The 18596-nt window shown below is 63.8% G+C and carries 22 protein-coding genes; 10 read left to right on the top strand and 12 right to left on the bottom strand.

Annotated features, from left to right (window positions below; genetic code table 11):
• Positions 1–60 precede the first annotated feature (60 nt).
• Positions 61–492: an inner membrane protein YiaA gene (gene yiaA / locus AC0Z42_RS21870; RefSeq protein ID WP_485470289.1), complete on the bottom strand. Its 432-nt coding sequence runs from the start codon at positions 490–492 to the stop codon at positions 61–63.
• Positions 493–571: 79 nt separating this feature from the next.
• Positions 572–1519, bottom strand: coding sequence for a DUF808 domain-containing protein (locus AC0Z42_RS21865; RefSeq protein WP_485470288.1), 948 nt, complete (start codon positions 1517–1519; stop codon positions 572–574).
• Between the two features lie 179 nt (positions 1520–1698).
• Between AC0Z42_RS21865 and AC0Z42_RS21860 the strand changes: the two genes are divergently transcribed.
• From AC0Z42_RS21860 to AC0Z42_RS21845, 4 genes are all read left to right on the top strand, one after another.
• Entirely contained in the window at positions 1699–2340 is a 642-nt protein-coding gene (locus tag AC0Z42_RS21860) for a LysE family transporter (protein WP_485470287.1), read from the top strand.
• A 106-nt stretch (positions 2341–2446) separates the two neighbouring features.
• Entirely contained in the window at positions 2447–4138 is a 1692-nt protein-coding gene (locus AC0Z42_RS21855) for a DUF6600 domain-containing protein (protein WP_485470286.1), read from the top strand.
• A complete protein-coding gene (locus AC0Z42_RS21850; RefSeq protein ID WP_485470285.1) occupies positions 4110–4310 on the top strand; it encodes a hypothetical protein in 201 nt (66 codons plus the stop codon). Before AC0Z42_RS21855 ends, AC0Z42_RS21850 begins: the two co-directional genes overlap by 29 nt.
• A gap of 143 nt (positions 4311–4453) precedes the next feature.
• Complete coding sequence (locus tag AC0Z42_RS21845) at positions 4454–4729, top strand: DUF493 family protein (protein ID WP_436548199.1); 276 nt, start codon at positions 4454–4456, stop codon at positions 4727–4729.
• Here AC0Z42_RS21845 and gcvA read toward each other — a convergent pair.
• Positions 4722–5621, bottom strand: a complete 900-nt coding sequence (gene gcvA, locus AC0Z42_RS21840; protein ID WP_485470284.1) for a transcriptional regulator GcvA — start codon at positions 5619–5621, stop codon at positions 4722–4724. The two genes, AC0Z42_RS21845 and gcvA, sit on opposite strands and share 8 nt — an antisense overlap.
• 108 nt (positions 5622–5729) lie before the next feature.
• On the opposite strand from gcvA, the gene yfcF reads away from it, so the two are divergent.
• The gene (gene yfcF / locus AC0Z42_RS21835; protein ID WP_485470283.1) at positions 5730–6359 is read left to right on the top strand and encodes a glutathione transferase; all 630 of its coding nucleotides are present in this window, start codon (positions 5730–5732) and stop codon (positions 6357–6359) included.
• Here yfcF and AC0Z42_RS21830 read toward each other — a convergent pair.
• Positions 6256–7515 (bottom strand): multidrug effflux MFS transporter, encoded by a 1260-nt coding sequence (locus tag AC0Z42_RS21830; RefSeq protein ID WP_485470282.1) that lies wholly within the window; start codon positions 7513–7515, stop codon positions 6256–6258. The genes yfcF and AC0Z42_RS21830 overlap by 104 nt on opposite strands.
• 125 nt (positions 7516–7640) lie before the next feature.
• On the opposite strand from AC0Z42_RS21830, the gene pdxR reads away from it, so the two are divergent.
• The 4 genes from pdxR to ung all read left to right on the top strand — a co-directional run bounded on the left by pdxR (position 7641) and on the right by ung (position 11737).
• Positions 7641–9107: a MocR-like pyridoxine biosynthesis transcription factor PdxR gene (pdxR, locus tag AC0Z42_RS21825; protein ID WP_485470281.1), complete on the top strand. Its 1467-nt coding sequence runs from the start codon at positions 7641–7643 to the stop codon at positions 9105–9107.
• Positions 9108–9198: 91 nt separating this feature from the next.
• The gene (gene lipB, locus AC0Z42_RS21820) at positions 9199–9897 is read left to right on the top strand and encodes a lipoyl(octanoyl) transferase LipB (protein WP_065306213.1); all 699 of its coding nucleotides are present in this window, start codon (positions 9199–9201) and stop codon (positions 9895–9897) included.
• Positions 9898–9934: 37 nt separating this feature from the next.
• Positions 9935–10951 (top strand): lipoyl synthase, encoded by a 1017-nt coding sequence (gene lipA / locus AC0Z42_RS21815; RefSeq protein ID WP_485470280.1) that lies wholly within the window; start codon positions 9935–9937, stop codon positions 10949–10951.
• Between the two features lie 123 nt (positions 10952–11074).
• On the top strand, positions 11075–11737 hold the full coding sequence (gene ung / locus AC0Z42_RS21810; RefSeq protein WP_485470279.1) for a uracil-DNA glycosylase: 663 nt from the start codon (positions 11075–11077) through the stop codon (positions 11735–11737).
• A 74-nt stretch (positions 11738–11811) separates the two neighbouring features.
• Here the strand turns inward: ung and AC0Z42_RS21805 are convergent, their stop codons facing one another.
• Together AC0Z42_RS21805 and AC0Z42_RS21800 are read right to left on the bottom strand one after the other, a co-directional pair.
• Complete coding sequence (locus AC0Z42_RS21805; RefSeq protein ID WP_485470278.1) at positions 11812–13947, bottom strand: TonB-dependent receptor; 2136 nt, start codon at positions 13945–13947, stop codon at positions 11812–11814.
• A gap of 89 nt (positions 13948–14036) precedes the next feature.
• Complete coding sequence (locus AC0Z42_RS21800) at positions 14037–14378, bottom strand: hypothetical protein (protein ID WP_485470277.1); 342 nt, start codon at positions 14376–14378, stop codon at positions 14037–14039.
• 149 nt (positions 14379–14527) lie between these two features.
• Here AC0Z42_RS21800 and AC0Z42_RS21795 point away from each other — a divergent pair, with 149 nt between their 5' ends.
• Positions 14528–14950 carry a PaaI family thioesterase gene (locus AC0Z42_RS21795; RefSeq protein WP_485470276.1) on the top strand — a complete coding sequence of 141 codons (423 nt, stop codon included), beginning with the start codon at positions 14528–14530 and terminating at the stop codon, positions 14948–14950.
• 2 nt (positions 14951–14952) lie between these two features.
• On the opposite strand, the gene AC0Z42_RS21790 is transcribed toward AC0Z42_RS21795, so the two are convergent.
• The 6 genes from AC0Z42_RS21790 to AC0Z42_RS21765 all read right to left on the bottom strand — a co-directional run bounded on the left by AC0Z42_RS21790 (position 14953) and on the right by AC0Z42_RS21765 (position 18595).
• The gene (locus tag AC0Z42_RS21790) at positions 14953–15648 is read right to left on the bottom strand and encodes an anti-sigma factor (RefSeq protein WP_485470275.1); all 696 of its coding nucleotides are present in this window, start codon (positions 15646–15648) and stop codon (positions 14953–14955) included.
• A complete protein-coding gene (locus AC0Z42_RS21785; protein WP_485470274.1) occupies positions 15645–16235 on the bottom strand; it encodes a sigma-70 family RNA polymerase sigma factor in 591 nt (196 codons plus the stop codon). The genes AC0Z42_RS21790 and AC0Z42_RS21785 overlap by 4 nt, the downstream gene beginning before the upstream one ends.
• A 95-nt stretch (positions 16236–16330) precedes the next feature.
• Positions 16331–16846 carry a peroxiredoxin family protein gene (locus AC0Z42_RS21780; RefSeq protein ID WP_485470273.1) on the bottom strand — a complete coding sequence of 172 codons (516 nt, stop codon included), beginning with the start codon at positions 16844–16846 and terminating at the stop codon, positions 16331–16333.
• Between the two features lie 83 nt (positions 16847–16929).
• Positions 16930–17595, bottom strand: coding sequence for a BON domain-containing protein (locus tag AC0Z42_RS21775; protein WP_485470272.1), 666 nt, complete (start codon positions 17593–17595; stop codon positions 16930–16932).
• On the bottom strand, positions 17588–18184 hold the full coding sequence (locus AC0Z42_RS21770; RefSeq protein WP_065306202.1) for a phosphoheptose isomerase: 597 nt from the start codon (positions 18182–18184) through the stop codon (positions 17588–17590). Before AC0Z42_RS21770 ends, AC0Z42_RS21775 begins: the two co-directional genes overlap by 8 nt.
• A 57-nt stretch (positions 18185–18241) precedes the next feature.
• Positions 18242–18595: a YraN family protein gene (locus AC0Z42_RS21765; protein ID WP_485470271.1), complete on the bottom strand. Its 354-nt coding sequence runs from the start codon at positions 18593–18595 to the stop codon at positions 18242–18244.
• Position 18596 lies beyond the last annotated feature (1 nt).

The raw sequence follows: 18596 nt of genomic DNA, 5'->3' as shown, positions 1-18596 counted from the left end.
CCCTTGAAAGAAGGGTAGATGCGCGCGCGGGAGTTTAGTTCCCGCGCCAGTTGCGGCAGATCAAGGCGGCGACATGTCAGCCGGTTCGGCGACGGCAGCCTGGCCGACATCGCGCACGTTTTTTTGCACCGCCACCGCCGCAAACAGGCTCAGCAGGAATGACATGGCATAAAAGCCTTTTTCGCTGTTCTGCATGGTGGCGTTGAACAGGCCGACCGTCAGCAGCAGCAAGGCCAGCAGCACGGAGATCCAGCACAAGCCGAAATAAATGCCGGTGACGGCGATCCCCTCGCTGCGGTCGCGCACCGATTTTTGCAGGGAAACGGCGGCAAACAGGCCGTACATCAGCAAGGTGAAGTAATAGCCTTTTTCATTGAGCGCCATGCCGGCATTCCACAGGCCCGACAGATAGGTGACGGCGCCGATCAGCAGCGCGGCCCACGAGGCGCCGACAAAGGCGCTGCTCGGACGTTGGAAGGTTGGTTGCGGCATGCTTGACTCCTGAGGTGGATGGAAGGGGGAGGCGGGCGGCAGCCACGGTTGCGGCTGCCGCCCCATCAGAACAGAAAGTTCATTTGGCAGGCTTGACGATGCGCAACAAAGCCTGGGCGCCGCTGACCACCGCCAGCACCAGGCCACCGGCGATCACGCCGACGATGGCGTTGACCACGCTGGGCAGCACGGCCGCCAGCACGCCGCCTGCCACCGCCACGCCGGCCACCGCATGCTCCATCTGGTGCAGCATGTCACTGGCCCACGGCCAGCCATGCGTCAGGATGCCGCCGCCGACCATGAACATGGCCAAGGTACCGACCACGGATAAAAATTTCATCAGCTTGGGGGCGGCTGCCACCAGCATGCGGCCAAAGCCGCGCACGCCATTCATCAGCGCGCCGGCGCCCTTGCGCGCGGCCAGCCAGAAACCGGCATCGTCGAGCTTGACGATGCCGGCCACCAGGCCGTACACGCCGACCGTCATGATCACGGCGATGCCGGCCACCACCGCCACCTGTTCGGCAAAGGTGGCGGTAGCGACCGTGCCGAGCGCAATCACGATGATTTCGGCCGACAGGATGAAATCGGTGCGCACGGCGCCCTTGATCTTGTCCTTTTCCAGCGCCACCAGGTCCACGTTCGGGTCGCGCAGCGCCTCGGCCAGCTCGGCCTTGTGGCTGTCGTCCGGGTGCAAAAACGGATGGGCGATCTTTTCAAAGCCTTCGAAGCACAGGTAGGCGCCGCCTACCATCAGCAGCGGCGTGATGGCCCACGGCGCAAACGCGCTGATGGCCAGCGCGGCCGGCACCAGGATGGCCTTGTTTTTCAAGGAGCCGACCGCCACCGCCCAGACCACCGGTAGTTCGCGCTCGGCGCGCACGCCCGATACCTGCTGCGCGTTGAGCGCCAGGTCGTCGCCGAGCACGCCAGCGGTCTTCTTGGCCGCCACCTTGGTCATCAGGGAAACGTCGTCGAGAATGCTGGCGATATCGTCGAGCAGGGCAAACAGGCTGGAGCCGGCCATCTCAGTATCCTCCCACGATGGTGGATGGGGACGACGAAAATAAAATGGAAGTAAGGTTCATCATGTTCTTATTGGTTGAGATGCAAGAAAGGTGTTGGCATGATCTTAACCCAGCCCGGCCGGCAGCGACGCACGCGGCGCGGTAAAATCGCCCTCTTCTTCTCCTTTCTGGATTTCGCATGAGCTTTGCCACCTGGATTGCCTTTGTCTTCGCCGCTTCCATCATCGCCATCTCGCCCGGCTCCGGCGCCGTGCTGTCGATGTCGCACGGCCTGTCATACGGCGTGAAAAAGACCAGCGCCACCATCCTTGGCCTGCAGCTGGGCCTGCTGGTAGTGCTGTTCATCGCCGGCGCCGGCGTCGGTTCCCTGCTGTTGGCCTCGGAAGTGGCCTTCAATATCGTGAAAACCGTCGGCGCGCTGTACCTGATTTACCTGGGCCTGTCGCAGTGGCGCGCAAAGATCGCGGTGGCCGGCGACCTGCATGCCGCAGCCGTGCTGCCAAGCATGGGCCGGCGCGTACTGACCGGTTTCCTGACCAACGTGACCAACCCCAAGGGCATCATCTTCATGGTGGCGGTGCTGCCGCAATTTATCAGCCCCAGTGCTCCGGTGCTGCCGCAACTGTTGATTTTGGCCGTGACCATGTGCACCATCGACCTGATCGTCATGCACAGCTATGCCTACCTGGCGTCGTCGATGCAGCGCTTTTTCCGCGACGCCAAGGCCGTCAGGAAGCAGAACCGCTTCTTTGGCGGCCTGCTGATGGCGGTCGGCGCGGCCCTGTTTTTCGTCAAGCGTGGCGCGCACGCCACTTCGTGACCGGGCCACTTGCAATCATTTGTAAGCCTGCTTGTGGCGCCGTGCGCCTCGGGCTGTAATTGACTACCTGCACCGTACTTTCATTGTCCCTCACTGGAGCGCCATCATGCGTCCGACTTTCCTGAACACCGTGTTTGCCCTTGTGCTGTCCTCGGCCGGGGCGCCGGCGCTGGCCGATTCCCCCGAGCGCGTGGGGCGCATTTCCACGGTCGAAGGGCAAGTGCTGGTGCGCGCCGGCGATGGCGCGCCGCAGGACGCCCTGCTGAACTGGCCAATCAGCACCGATAACCTGATCACCACCAGGCGCAATGCGCTGGCCGAGTTTCGCGTCGGCGGCGCCGTCGTGCGGCTCGACGGCGACTCCGAGCTGGAGGTGACGCAGCTCGATGACGACAGTTTCAAATTGCATCTCGGTTACGGCAGCGCCAGTGTGCGGGTGCGCAACCAGGATGGCCTGCGCGGCCTGGAAGTAACCACCGCCCGGGCGCGCGTGGTGCTGACGCAGCCCGGTTGGGTGCGCATCGACGCCGAACGCCCGCCCGGCACCAGCGTCGTCAGCGTGCTCGAAGGCGCGGCCGACGTCGACGGCAGCACCGCCAGCGTGATGCTGCGCGCCGGCAAGCGCGCCGAACTGACGGACGAGGAGCTGCGCACCGGGCCGCTGCAGCGCATCGCCTTTGACAGCTGGCCCGAAACGGTGGTGTCCGCCTCGCCGGCGCTGCGCTATGTCACCGAAGACGTGACCGGCTATGAAGAGCTGGACCGCCACGGCGCATGGCAGGAAGACGCCGAATATGGCCCCTTGTGGCTGCCGCGCGCCGTGCCCGTCGGTTGGGCGCCCTACAGCGATGGCCTTTGGCGCTGGATCGCGCCGTGGGGCTGGACCTGGATCGACAATGCGCCGTGGGGCTATGCGCCGTCGCACTATGGCCGCTGGGTGCAGGTTGGCCAGCGCTGGGGTTGGGCGCCGGGCCGCGAACGCGTCCGCAATGCCTGGGCGCCAGCATTGGTGGGCTGGGCCGGTAGCGATCACGGTCCACGCCCTGGCCTGCAGCACGGACCACGCCCGGGTGCGGCTCCCGGCAAAGGCCCGGGCATGGGCTGGTTTCCATTGTCGCCGCGCGACCGCTATGTGCCCGACTATCGGAACCGGGACCGCGACCGGCCCCGGCGCGATGGTGGAACGACGATGCCGCCGCCGCAGGTCCATAACGCTCCCTTGAGCACCGCACCCTCACCTGCCCCCGGCACTGGTTCTGACTGGCAGCGTCCGCCGCGCGAAACGAATCGTCCCGATTTTCCGCGCCGCGACTTGAATAACCGGCCCGGACGCTTGCAGACGGAAGACGGCGCCATGCCGGTGCGCGAACCACGCCGTCCGGCGGTACCGTCCATGCCCGCGACACCGGCCGCGCCCGCCATGCCCGCTGCGCCTGCCTTGCCGCCGGTACAGGATGCGATCGGCCAGCCTGGCCGTCCGGCCTGGCGCGGCGAAGAGCGGCCACGCGGCGACCGTCCCGAGCGTATCGAACGCCCGGATCGCCCGGATCGTCCCGAGCGTGTGGACCGGAGCGACCGTGGCGAGCGCGGCAACCGCCCACCGCCGCAACCGGCCGCCGCTGCGCCAGTCGCCGCGCCACGGCCTGCGGCACCCGCGCCAGCGCCAGCGCCTGCCATGCCAGCGCCGCGGCCCGCCGCCGAACCGCGTGTCGAGCGCGGCGGCGAGCGCGGCAATCCTGCGCGCGAACGCCCTAACCAGGGGAGAAACAATGGCCGCACCCAGGAAGCGGAGCGCTGAGCGTTACCGTCTGGCGGCGATGCAGGCGCTTCATGCCGCCAAACTGGCAGTTCGTCACATGCCGGAAGTAAAGCATCGGTGTTTTGTCTACAGTCGTGTCATTGCAGTACAGCGCAACGCCCTGCGGCGCGACAGCACCGATTTTTCCGGCTATTTTGTGCAAGCGAAATAGTTTTGGCCAGCTTACCCAGCTGGCTTTTTTTTGCCCGGCCGGCGCGCCGCTGGTGGCCGCTTCACCCGCTGTCGAATTTCGCTACAATACGGCCTTATGCAGGCGTGCCCCGCCTGCCCTGACCGCTTCTGATTGGAACTATCATGCAAACCATCCCTCCCAGCGAATCGCTGATCGAGTACCCGAGCGACTTCCCCATCAAGATCATGGGTCCGACGCATGTCGATTTCGCGCCCACCATCACCGCGCTGGTGGTCAGCCATGACCCCACCTTCCACGAAGGCCGGCTGGAAGTGCGTCCATCGGGCAAGGGCAATTACACAGGCCTGACGGTGACCGTACGCGCCGTCAGCCGCGAACAGCTCGACGCGCTGTACAACGCGCTGTCGGCGCATCCGATGGTCAAGATCGTCATGTAAGCAGCGCATGCCGTACCTGGAAGGCGGCGATCTCTTCGCCCAGCCAGGCACGAAAGGCGCGCACCACCGGCCGGTCCGCCACGGTCGGCGGGCTGACCAGGTAATAACTGTCGGCACTGGGCGCGAACGTCTCGAACAGGCGCACCAGCCGTCCTTCCGCCAGTTCCTGCAGCACGATCGCATGGCGCACCAGCGCCACGCCGTCGCCATCGATGGCCGAGCGTATCAGCATCGACAAATCCTCGTACAGCACGCCGCCCGCCGGTTCGGGCAGTGGCAAGCCCGCCGCCGCCAGCCACGGCCGCCAGGGTTCGAGCGAGCGCAGCAAGGTCGCGTGGGCCAGGTCGCCCGGCGTGGCCGGCAGCTGGCCGCCCCGGTAATGAGGGCTGCAGACGGGGTAATACACGTCGCCCATCAGTGGCTGCACCAGCAAACCCGGATAATGGCCGCGGCCGAAGCGGATGCCCACGTCGATGCCTTCGGCGGCCAGGTCCTGCAGGATGCCGCTCGTTTGCAGCAGCACTTCGATGCCAGGATGGCGCTCGATGAAATGCCCGAGGCGCGGCGCCAGCCAGCGCGCTGCAAACGAGGGAATCGAGGTGATCGTCAGGCGCGTGCTGGCGCCAGCCGGACGCAGGGCTTGCGCCGCCGTGGCGATCTCGGCAAACGACTTGCCCAGCACCAGGGCAAATTGCTGTCCCTGCGGCGTGACTGTCACCTGGCGGCCGTTGCGCACGAACAGCAAGATACCCAGTTCCGCTTCCAGCTTGCGTACCTGGTGGCTGATGGCACCGTGCGTCAGGTGCAGCTCCTCGGCCGCGCGTGAAAAATTGCCGTGGCGGGCAGCCGCCTCGAAGGCGCGCAAGGCTGAAAAATTCGGTAGTCTGGACATGTCGTTTGATGTGAATAAAAGTAACCAGAATGCCGAATATAACTCGTTTTGACGGCGTCATAAGGGGCTTTATGATGAATGCTGCTCACTTGCCATCGGAAAGAAACCATGTCCCTGACCCTGTATGTCGACCGTAAACGCATCAGTCCGTATGCCTTCTCAACCTTTGTCTGCCTGAGCGAAAAGCAGATTTCCTTTAACGTGCAGGACGTCGACCTGGATGCCGGCGCGGCGCGCCAGCCGCCTTTCAGCGACCTGAGCCTGACACAGCGCGTACCTGCCATCGACCATGACGGCTTTATCCTGACGGAATCGAACGCGATTGCCGACTATCTCGACGACGTTTTCGGCGAACCCGCTTATCCATGCCTGCTGCCGCACGACGTGCGCCAGCGCGCGCGGGCACGCCAGGTGCAGGCATGGTTGCGCAGCGACCTGCTGGCGCTGCGCAACGAGCGCGATTCGACCGTCGTGTTTTACCCACCTCGTGCCGACCATGCGCCGCTGTCGCCGGCCGCGCAGGCGGCGGCCGCCAAGTTGTTGCACATCGCCGGCGAACTGCTGCAGGGTGCGTCGCTGTTTGATGCCTGGAGCATCGCCGACACTGACCTGGCATTGATGCTGCTGCGCCTGATCAAGAGCGGTGAACCGGTGCCGCAACGGTTGCGCGACTATGCGGCGGCGCAGTGGCAGCGCCCTGGCGTGCAGCAATGGCTGGCGAGCGTACCTGCCGCGTAGCCAGGCAGACAGTGGCAAACGCGGCGCTGGCGCCGGCCGTGATCCACACCATGGGCCGCGCGCTGCCGTCGGAAATCGCCGCCACCAGCGCGCCACAGGCGGCCGTGATCAGCATCTGCACGAAAAAGAACAGGCCGGTGGCGCTGCCCGCCTGTGCGCCATACGGCTGCAGCACCGCCAGCTGGCAGGCGGGAATCGCCATGCCGACCGACACCATCACCAGCAGCATCGGTGCTACCAGTGACGCCAGGTGCTGCGGCGCCAGGCTGCCGGCCACCAGCAGGCTGGCCGCGCCCGCCAGATTCAGCCCCACGGCCAGGGCCAGCATGCGGTCAGCGCCCTGTTGCGCGCCCCAGCGCTGAAACAACGTCGAACCCACCACATAGCCGCTGACCGTCAGCGCAAACACCAATGCATAGGCGCCTGGCGACAAATGCATGCCGCGTTGCAGCAGCACCGGCGACTGCGCAATGAACGGGAAATAGGTGCAATACACAAAGCCGATCGCCAGCGCGTAGCGCAGGAAATAGGCGTCGCCCAGCAGGCGCCGGTACAGCGCCAGCACGTTTTCTGTCGATGCCGCCTTGGCTGGCCGGGTTTCTGGCACGTACAGCAAGCTCAAACACAGCGACAGCAAGCCCAGCGCACACAGCGCGGCAAACACGGCGCGCCAGCCGAAGGCCGCATCAATCACGCTGCCGGCCAGCGGCGCGACGATCGGTGACAGGCCCATGCCCATCGAAATGCGACCCAGCAATCGCGCCTGCGTGGCGCGGTCAAAACGGTCGCGCACCATCACCCGGCCCAGCATGGTGCCGCTGCAGCCGCCAAAGGCTTGCAGCAGGCGCGCGATGATCAGCACGGTCGCATTGCAGGCGCAGGCGCAGGCGATGCTGGCCAGCAGATAAATCACCGTGCCGGCCAGCAGCACCGGGCGGCGCCCGTAGCGGTCGGCCAGCGGGCCGCACACCAGCATTGAGGCGGCCGAACCGGCCATGAACCCGCTCAGGGTCAGCTGCAATTGCGCATCGCTGGCGTGCAGCGCATCGGCCATTGCCGGCAGCGACGGCAGGTACAGGTCGATGCTCAGGCGTGGCAAACAGACCAGCAACAGCAGGATGGCGCTCCAGGCCCGGGGCGATGATAAATTTCTCATGATCTTTCACAATAAAAAGTGGCGTGCCAGGGCTGGCGCACCAGAACGGTGAGAGTAAAATGGTTGTGGTGTAATGCGAAGTGCCGTTAGCACGAAAAATCATTGGACCACTTGGACAGTTATCTATGCCGCGAGGAAAATTACCGCTAGCGCTGGACTTGCCGCGCCCCACCAGCTGGCTGGACCAGCCCGGCGTCAGCAAGCAGGATGGCGCCTATGAAGCGCTGCGCTCTGCCATTCTCGGCAAGGTACTGCCGGCCGGCAGCCGCCTGCCGTCGAGCCGCGCCCTGGCGGCGCGCTGGGAATTGTCGCGCGGCACCATTGAAACAGTGTTCGACCGCCTGCATGCGGAGGCCTATGTCACGCGCGTACCGGGTTCCGGCACGCGCGTGTGCGCAGTGGTGCCGGAACGCTTCCTGATGGCCGGCTTCGATTTGCCGGCACAGCCGGCGGCCGAGGCAGGCAGCGCCCCGCCCCAGCCGGTGTTTGACACCGGCGTGCGCGACGGCCTGCCCTTCGTGGCGCGGCGCGCCGATGCGGCGCTGTTCTCGACCGCCTCCTGGTCGCGCTGCGCGGCCAGGGCGCTGGCCGCCGCCACGCCGGCCCAGCTGTGCAGCACCGATCCGGCCGGCGCGCCCGAATTGCGCCGGCAGATCGCCGACTATCTGGCCAAGTACCGCGGCATCCGCTGCGACCCGCACGATATCGTCATCACTACCGGCATCCGCCATGCGATCGACCTGATCGCCCGCGCCACCGTGCGCGCAGGCGACAAGGTGTGCCTGGAAGACCCCGGCTATCCGGCCGCGCGCACCCTGTTCACGCTGGCTGGCGCCGTGCCGGTCGATATTGCGGTCGACGCCGAAGGCATCGATTGCGCCGCCCTGCAAGCACATGCCGACGCCAGCCTGGTGTATGTCACGCCGGCGCACCAGTCGCCATTGGGCGTGACCATGTCCGTCACGCGCCGCCTGGCCCTGCTCGACTGGGCCAGCGAGAGCGGCGCCTGGGTGGTGGAAGACGATTACGACAGCGAGTTCAACTATCAGAGTGCGCCGCTGGCTGCCTTGAAATCGCTGGATCAGTATCAGCGCGTGATCTATTGCGGCAGCTTCAACAAGACCCTGTTTGCCGGCCTGCGCCTGGGCTTCATGGTGCTGCCACCTGGCTTGCGTCCCTTGCTGCTGCGCACCTTGCAAGTGACGGGTCGCTCGGTAGGCATGACGGACCAGCTGGCGCTGGCCGCCTGGATCGAAGAAAGCGCCTTCGTGCGCCACCTGCGCCAGGCGCGCCTGGCCTACAAGGAGCGGCGCGACCTGCTGCTGGGCTGCCTCGACCGGCTGGCGCCCGGCCGTTACAGCATTTCGGGTCAGCAAGCCGGCTTTCATTGCGTGCTGTGGCTGCCGCCGGGCAGCGACGAAGCGGCATTCTGCGCGCGCGCCGCGCAGGCGGGGCTGGCGTTGCAGGGGCTGGGCGAATTTTGCCAGCAGGCGCAATTGCCGCCGGCCGTGCTGCTTGGCTACACCGCGTTGAGCCCGGCGCAGATCCGGCTGGCGGCGTCGCAACTGGCGCAGTTGTTGTTGCAGATCTGAGCCGTGGTCCGCCCTCGCCCCACGGTGGCGGTATAATCACGGCTTCGCCGCAGCGTCCACCGCGCGCCGGCAGCCGATCATAGAATCTGTCATGACCACCACCCGAACCGAAGCGGCCCTGATCCGCGAGCTGGGCCGTGTCGATTACGAGCCGACCTTTGCCGCCATGCGCGCGTTTACCGACGCGCGCACGACCGACACGCGCGACGAACTGTGGATCGTCGAGCACCCGCCCGTATTTACCCTGGGCCTGGCGGCCGACCGTGGCCACTTGCTGGCCGGTGCCGAGGCGATCCCCGTGGTGCAGACCGACCGCGGCGGCGAAGTGACCTTCCACGGCCCCGGCCAGGTGGTGATCTACCTGCTGATGGACCTGCGCCGCAACAAGCCCGGCGGCAAGCTGTATGCACGCCAGTTCGTGCATAAAATCGAGCAGGCCATCATCAATGTGCTGGCGGCGTATAATCTTGCAGGCGAGCGCATCGATGGCGCGCCCGGCATTTATATCGCCGGCGGGCCCGACAAAGGCGCCAAGATCGCCGCGCTGGGCTTGAAAGTGCGCGGCAACGGCTGCACCTACCATGGCGTGTCGCTCAATGTGGCGATGGACCTGGCGCCGTTTTCCTGGATCAACCCGTGTGGTTATTCCGGCCTGAAAACGGTCGACATGCGCAGCATGGGCGTGGACGCCCCGCTGGCCGACGTGCAGCACGCGCTGGCCCGTGAACTGACCGAATTACTCGATGTACAGCAGAGCGCCGCAGGCGCGCCTCAGGCAGCGGATGCCTGAGCTAACAAACCAACATGCCCGTCAAGGGCTCGCAGCCATGACTTCTGAGACCATTTCCAGCACCGCCCCCGTCGCCACCGCCGCTCCGGCCTACAACCCTAGCGAAAAGCAAAAAGGCGCCAGCAAGACAGCGCGCATCCCGATCAAGATCGTACCGATCGAACAGATCGAGCGCCTGAAAAAGCCGGACTGGATCCGCGTCAAGGCCGCTTCGGCCTCGACCCGCTTCTATGAAATCAAGGATATCCTGCGCGAAAACAAGCTGGTGACCGTCTGCGAAGAAGCGAGCTGCCCGAATATCGGCGAATGCTTCGGCAAGGGCACCGCCACCTTCATGATCATGGGCGACAAGTGCACCCGCCGCTGCCCGTTCTGCGACGTCGGCCACGGTCGTCCTGATCCGCTGGACAAGGAAGAGCCGGCCAACCTGTCGAAAACCATCGCCAAGCTGCGCCTGAACTACGTCGTCATCACCTCGGTCGACCGCGACGACCTGCGCGACGGCGGCGCCGGCCACTTCGTCGAGTGCATCCAGCAAACGCGCGCCCTGTCGCCGAACACCCGCATCGAAGTGCTGGTGCCCGACTTCCGCGGCCGCCTGGAAAAAGCCCTGAACCTGTTCAAGGATGGCTTGCCCGACGTCATGAACCACAACCTGGAAACGGCGCCGCGCCTGTACAAGGAAGCGCGCCCCGGTTCGGACTACATGCATTCGCTGAAACTGCTGAAGGACTTCAAGGCCATGTACCCTGGCGTGAAAACCAAGTCCGGCATCATGGTCGGCTTGGGCGAGACCGACGAGGAAATCCTGCAAGTGATGCGCGATATGCGCGAGCACGACATCGACATGCTGACCATCGGCCAATACCTGGCGCCATCGAACAGCCACCTGCCGGTACGCCGCTATGTGCATCCGGATGTGTTCAAGATGTTCGAAGAAGAAGCCTACAAGATGGGCTTTACCCACGCCGCCATCGGCGCCATGGTGCGCAGCTCGTACCACGCCGATGAGCAGGCGCATATGGCCGGGGTGGAGTCGGCGCTGAACGACTAAACACCGCAGCAACCAGATCGAGCCGCCCCGCGCAAGCCGGGCGGCTTTTTCTTTGCAGAATCGAAAACAATCCATATTGTTCAGGAAGCTATACTTGGCTTGCGAAAAATCTCTGGAGTGAACATGGAAGTACGTATCGAACCATCGTGGAAAGCCCGGCTGTTGGCCGAATTCGAGCAGCCCTGGTGGGCCAGCCTGGCGGCGTTCGTCAAGCAAGAATATGCGGCGGGGCCTTGTTTTCCGCCGGGTAAGGACATCTTCCGCGCGTTTGACCTGGCGCCGTTCGACAAAGTGAAGGTGGTGATCCTGGGACAGGACCCGTATCACACGCCGGGCGCGGCCATGGGGCTATGCTTTTCGATACCGGATGGCACCCGTCCCCAGCCCAGCTTGCGCAATATCATCAAGGAACTCGCCAGCGATGTCGGCGTGCAGCGCACCCATACGGATCTGAGCGACTGGGCAGAGCAAGGCGTGTTCCTGCTCAACAGTGTGCTGACGGTACGTTCGGGCGAGGCCGGCTCACATGCGAACAAGGGCTGGGAAAAGCTGACCGACAGCGCGATTCGCCATCTGGCGCAGGAACGCGAAGGCATCGTCTTCATTTTGTGGGGGTCTTACGCGATCGCCAAGCGCGCGCTGATCGACGAAGGCAAGCACTTGGTGCTGACGGCGCCGCACCCGTCACCGCTATCCGCGCACCGGGGTTTCTTTGGCAGCAAGCCATTCAGCCAGGCCAATGCCTATTTGCAGGAAAACGGCCAGCAGCCGATCCATTGGGGTTAAATCACAGGGGCTGACTTCACGGCAACCGACAGCGGCAGGCGTTGCTCCCTGCCGCTGTCTTCGCACGTAACTCTTTAGAAGCTGGTCGACAGGCCAGCGTACAGACTGCGGCGGGCGCCATATTGCGGCGCGCCGACGCCGACGCCGGAACCGTCGCGCAGCAGATACGATTTGTCGAACAGATTGATCAGCGCCAAACGCCCTTCCACCTTGCCCACCGGCGTGTTTTTCCAAGTGTGGGTCAGCGCCGTATTGACCGTGAAGTAATGCGGCAGGTGGCCGGAATTCGGTGCACCGCCGTCCGGCGTCATGCGCAGGCCGCTGCCGTACAGGAAGTCAGCGCTTACTTGCGAATCGCCGAAGTGGTAGTGGCCACCACCGGACATGGTGTAGGTCTGGTCATGGTCGAGGAACACATAGTTGTTCTTGATATACGCCACCTCATCGGCGCCGAACAGCGACTGGCCCGAATTGATGTTGCGGCCCTGCGCCTTTTGCGTGCTGGCATTCAGGAACAGGCCCCAGTCTTTCTCGCTGTAGATGGCCGACAATTCCAGGCCCTTGGCATAGCCTTCGGCGTAGTTGAACGGCGTCAGGATCAGTGCCTGGCCGAACTGGCCCTCGTCGAGCAGGTTGGTGATTTTCTTGTAGTACACGTCGGCCGTCAGCGTCAGTTTTGAACTCACCTGGTGGCTGATGCCGACATCGTAATAATGGGTGCGCTCGGCCTTGACGTTGTCCGAATTGGCGATTTCCGGCGCATTGGTCGTGTTCGCATACAGGTCGATGCTGCCTTGCGCCGCCAGTTCCTGCGGCGGCGGCGTGAAGTAGCGCGAGTAGCCGGCGTGCACGGCGGTGCCTGGCGCCACCTGGTAGGCCAGGTTCAGGCGCGGGCTCCATTGCTGCTCTTCGGTAAAGGCCGAAACCTTGTCGAAACGCACGCCATAGTTCAGGGTCAAAGGCTTGCTGATATGCCATTCATCCTGCAGGTAGAAACTGGCCAGGGTGCCGGTCTTGCCGCTGTTGTCGACGATGGTCATCGGCGTGGTGGCGCTTTGGCCGTTTTCATCGGCCGGGAACACCCCGACCGTATTGTCGCTGCTGGTTTTCTGGCGCGTATAGGCCAGGCCGGCGCGCACGGTGTGATCCTGATGCAATTTGTAGCTGACGTCGAACTGGGCACCGGAGGCGCTGTTCGCGCGGCGCGAATCGGAGGCCACGCCGTTGTAGATCAGGTCGCCAATCGAGTCGGGCGTGAAGTGCAATTGCGAATACTGGTGGAAGGCAGAGACTTGGTAGTTCAGGTCGCCCAGGCTTTTTTGCAGCGACAGCACCAGGAAGCGGTTCACTTCGCGCTGGCTCTCGTCGAGCTGCGACGACGGCAGGGTCGAGGTGCCCGCTTGCGCATCGCTGCGCCCGGCCAGGGTAAAACCGGGCGCCTGGTCCGGATTGTTCGGGATCTGGAAGCGGCCATTGTAGGTGCCGAACATGGCGCCGAGGCGGGTATTGTCATCGAGGAAATACGACAGGTTGCCGAACGATTTGTTCTGGCGCGTCTTGTCGTGCAGCGCATTGCGCGTGTCCTGCGGATTTTCCACCCCCAGCGAGTTGCCCAGGTAGCTGCCGGACAGGTAGTAATTGAATTTGCCGACGCTGCCGAACAATTCGGCGCTCGGCTCGATATGGTTGTGGCTGCCCACCAGGATGCCGATGCGTCCGCCTGGCGTCATGCCGCCCTCCTTGGTTTCGATATCGACGATGCCGGCTGTGCGCAGGCCGAACTGGGCCGGCAAGGCGCCGGTCATGAAATCGGTCTTGTCGATCAGGCGCGTGTCGATCGATTGACCGAAGCCGCTGATGCTTTCCGGCAGCTGCACGCCATTGATGCGGTATTGCACGTTGGCATGGTCGTCGCGCACATGCAGGGCGCCCGAGCCTTTCGAATCCTGCGACACGCCTGGCAGGCGCAGCAGCACTTCATTGAACGGCGTGTTGTCGCCCTGGCCCAGCATGTCGACCATATGGCTGTCGATGCTGTAGATGGTGGTGCCCACTTTCGGCGACAGTTCGATGCGCGCGCTGCGCAGGTGGGCCGAGGTGACTTCGACCGTTTGCATCTCTTGCGGCGCTGCCTCATCGGCATGGGCGGAAATCGTAAACAGGCTGGCAATGGCGAGCGACAGCGCGCTCAGGCGTGGAGTGTGTTGCATGGTGAACCTCAAAATAGTGTACGCCAGGCAGCATGGCGCGAGCCTCGTGGGCGCGGCGATGCAGCCTGAAAAAAGTAAAAGCGTGGGAACTACAGCGAGGTCGATGGAGGGCCGCGCACGGGCGGCAACAGCAGGGTGATGACGGGAGCGGGAATCGCCGGCAGCAGCGCCAGCAGGCGGTACGGCAGCAATTGCGCAGGTGGTTCGGCGATCGCTGGCGGCACGGCAATATCGGCCACCTTGTCGATGACGGTGGCGCACAGCGTGCACTCTTCCGCGTCCAGGCTGGTCTTGTGCAGGTGCGAGGCGGCCGTCGACAGCAGCAACACCAGCGCCAGCGCACTGAACAGCGCCACGCACAGCTGCCACGGCGTGCGCGCGGGGGCGAACACCTTGAGGCGTGGCTGACTGGATGGCTGGCGGATGGACATGTGGCGCATGGTAGCAAGAAAAACGCTATGTTGTCAGCGTCTGTTGCAATTGATTTGCTTTATCGACCAACAGCGTCCCGTGCCACCCTTCGCTAAAGTTGCTATCATCATAGTGTTTTCAGACCCTACAATAAAGAGAGAAAGAGACCATGAGCCATCCTGAAATTACCCTGGAGTTATTGAATGAACGCGGCGTCGGCCGCCTGCCCGGCCACCTGGGCATCGTCATCACGTCCGTCGGCGACGGCCAGGTGACGGCCGAATTGCCGGTGCAGCCACATTTGCTGGCGCCCAACGGCTATCTGCACGCCGGCAGCGTGGTGACCCTGGCGGACACGGCCTCGGGCTATGGCTGCATCGCCAATCTGCCCGAAGGCGCGAACAACTTCACCACCATCGAACTGAAATCGAACCACCTGGGCACGGCCCGTGACGGCACCATCATCTGCACCGCCAGGGTCGAGCACAAGGGCCGCAACACGCAGGTGTGGGACGCCGTGGTCAGGAGCAAGGAAACCGGCAAGACCCTGGCGCTGTTTCGCTGCACGCAGATGATTCTTTATCCAAAGTAAGCTTACAGCCTGACCCAGTTACCTTTATACAAGATTGGCCCGGTCGGTCCGTTCGGATCGGGCGAGCCGCCACGAGGTTCCAGGGTCACCGCCAGCAGGGCCACGTCGTTGCCGATGGCACGGCTGGACAAGGCCAGCTTCACGCTGCCTTTGTCGGCCAACAGGCCCAGCGAGCGCGGGTTGCCGCTTTTCGGCACCGCCCACAATTCCAGTTCCTTGTCGGTCGGCACCGGCGCATTGCCCACCATGCGCACTTCCAGCGTGTCGTGGCGGCTGTCGGCGGTCAGCAGCATGGCGGTCTGCGATTTTTCATCGATCAGGGTGGCCACATGACTGATCTGCGGCGCGTTCAGCAGCTGCGTCGACAGCACGATCACCAGCAGCGCGGCAAGCGCACTCGAGGCCAGGCCCAGGCTACGCCAGAACGAGACCGACTCGCGCCATAGACTCCAGCCACCCTGCGGCGCCAGGTGCAGGCGTCGTTCTATCTGTTGCCAGACGCGTTTGGGCGGCGCCACCGGCGTGGCAAATTCAGCCATCGGTTCCAGGCGCTGGCGCCACTCGGCCGTGATATTGCGCAGGTCGGCGTCGTTATACAGCCAGCCTTCGAAACGGCGCCGCGCGCCCCCTTTCAAGGTACCCAGCACGTATTCGGACGCCAGCTTCTGGCGCAGCACATCGTTGCCGCGGATATTCATGGTGCCTCCCGTTTTGCCAGGCAGGTACGCAGCCGTTCCAGGCTGCGCCGTATCCAGGTCTTGACGGTGCCGATCGGCAGCGACATCTGCTGCGCCACTTCGCTGTGCGACAGGTCATGGTAGTACGCCAGCGCAACCACCTGGCGGTGCAGCCCTTCCAGGGCCGACATGCAAAACGCCAGCGCCTTGGCGTCGCCGCTCATCTGCAGCGACTCTATCGGCGTGGCCTGGGGATCTCGTAGTGCGTTCATGACTTCGCTATCAAACTGTTCGGCATCGATTTCAACTGTGTCGTCGCTGCGCCGCAGCACATCGAACGCCTTGTTGCGCACGATGGTGGCCATCCAGGTCATCGGCGCCGCCAGGTGGCTTTGATACGTGGCGGCGTTGTTCCAGATGGCGACGAAACCCTCTTGCAGGGCTTCTTCAGCGAGCTCCTGCTTATGCAATATACGCAGCGCGAAGCCAAACAGTTTCGATGATGTGGCGTTATATAGTTGACGGAACGCCTTGGCGTCCTTGCTGCCGGCTGCGAGCAGCCAGGTTTTCAGTTGTTGCGGGTCGAGCGTCTGGGCGTCGAGGGACACGGCTGGCCTTCACAAGGTGAAAGGGATTCACGAATGCAAAGGTTATATCAACCAGGCAATGTTTTGCAACAACGTTATGTGTCGTGCGCAGGTGTTTAACCGGCGATGGCTTTTTCCAGCAACTTGTGCAGTTCAGCAAATTCGGGCTTGCCGACATAGCGCTTGAGGATCTTGCCCTGCTTGTCGAGCACGAAGGTGGTCGGCGTCATCGCCACGTCGCCGTAAGCCTTGGCCGCTTCGCCCGTCACATCGAGTGCTACCTTGAACGGCAGCTGGCGCGTCTGGGCAAAGTTCAGCACGTAGTTAGCCGGATCGTACTGCATGGCGACGGCAACAAACTCCAGGCCTTGCGCCTTGTATTTGTTGTAGGTATCGACCATTTCCGGCATTTCCGCCACGCAGGTGGTGCACGAGGTGGCCCAGAAATTGACCATCACCACCTTGCCGCGCAGGCTGCTTGACGAGATCTTTTCGCCGTCGATGGCGTGGAAGGTCACGTCCGGTGCGCTTTGCTTGTTGTTCAGCGACAGATAGCCTGCTACCGCCACGCCAGCGACCAGCACGGCGATCAGGGCGGGCTTGAGCCAGGATTTGGAAGTCGATGTTGACATAGTTTTAAACACCAGATACGTAACAATGGGGCCATTATAGCCCCATCGTATTGTTCACGCCGCAGGCCCGATGGCCTGGGAGATTATTGGCTGACAGCGCGCGCCGGCGCCGGATCGGCCTGGAACTGCTTCAGTTCCGCCTCCGAGATGTAGTCGAACAGCTTGACCACTTTCTGCACGCCGCCCACGCCGCGCGCCACGTCGGCCGCCACGGTGCCTTCGCGCTGGGTCACGCGGCCCATCAGGAACACGGTGCCGTTTTCGGTAACCACCTTGAACGAGGCAGCCGAGATGGTTTTCATGTCGACCAGGCTGGCTTTCACCTTGGTGGTGATCAGCGCGTCGTTCGAGCGCGAGGTATAGCTGGCTGGGCCGGCGATGATCAGCTCGTTGGCCACCGATTCCACGCCGGCGATATTGCGCACTTCGCGCTCGACGGCGTTTTTCATTGCTTCGTCGCGCACCTCGCCCGTCAGCAGCACGCGGCGGTTGAAACTGGTGACATTGACATGGCCGGCGTCACCCGTGATGGACTGCATGCGCGACTCGCCCTTCACGGCGATCGCCTTGTCTTCGGTCTGGGCGCCCAGGGTACGGCGGTCGGCGGCGGCAACGCCGCTCATCACCGCGCCACCGACCATCAATTCGATGCAGCCGGTCAGCGAGGTGAGCATGGCGCCGCACAGCACGGCGGTCACCAAAGGGCGTCGTACACGTTTCCAGCCTGGGCCAGTACCGAATTCAGTCATTCACGTCTCCTCCGAATAGCGCGACATCGATGCCGTCGCAAATGCAGTGTATGGTTGTCAGATGGACTTCCTGGATGCGCGCCGTGCGTTCGGCCGGCACGCAGATATGCACGTCGGCGTCCGTCAGCAGCTTGCCGATCGCGCCGCCGTCCTTGCCCGTCAGCGCCACCACGCGCATTTCGCGCTCCAGCGCCGCTTCCACCGCCGCCATCACGTTGCCTGAGTTGCCCGAGGTGGAAATGGCCAGCAGGATGTCGCCGGCCTGGCCGAAGGCCTGCACCTGCTTCGAGAAAATCTCGCGGTAGCTGTAGTCGTTGGCCACCGCCGTCATGATCGAGGTGTCGGTGGTCAAGGCCAGCGCCGGCAGCGGAAAGCGTTCGCGCTCGAAGCGGCCGACCAGCTCGGCGGCAAAATGCTGGCAGTCGGCGGCGGAACCGCCATTGCCGCAGGCCAGGATCTTGTTGCCGTTCGACAATGCAGCAAACATCAGCTCGATTGCCTGGGCAATCGCGGGCGCCAGCACCGTAGCGGCCTGGATCTTGAGTTCGGCACTTTCGTGGAAGTGCGAGAGGATGCGTTGATTATTCATAGTCTGCCGATTATAGTGCAGGCGCGCCGCAAGGCGGACAAGCGCTGTTAAAAATGCTTACATATCGAGGATGTTTTTCAGCCAGTCCATCTGGCCGCCATCGATGACGACGGCGTCGAAGCGGCACGGCGGCATGCTCTTTTGCGTCAACAGCCAGGTTTGCGCAGCGCGCGTCATGCGCCGCTGCTTGGCCGGCGTGATGCTGGCCAGGGCGCCGCCGAAAGCGCTGCTGCTGCGTTGGCGCACTTCGATGAAGACGACGCTTTTGCCGTCGCGCATGATCAAATCGAGCTCGCCGCCCTTGCACAGGAAATTGCGTTCCACCAGCTTTAGCCCTTGCAGCAGCAAATACGCCAGCGCATCGTCTTCCGCCAGCCGCCCCAATTCACGTTTGTCTGGCGCGGCCGGCATG

It is taken from the genome of Janthinobacterium sp. 1L-D-8-B-C4 (genome assembly GCF_057291295.1).
The sequence above is the reverse complement of the archived record's forward strand: the minus strand, read 5'-3'. Positions and strand labels throughout refer to the sequence as shown.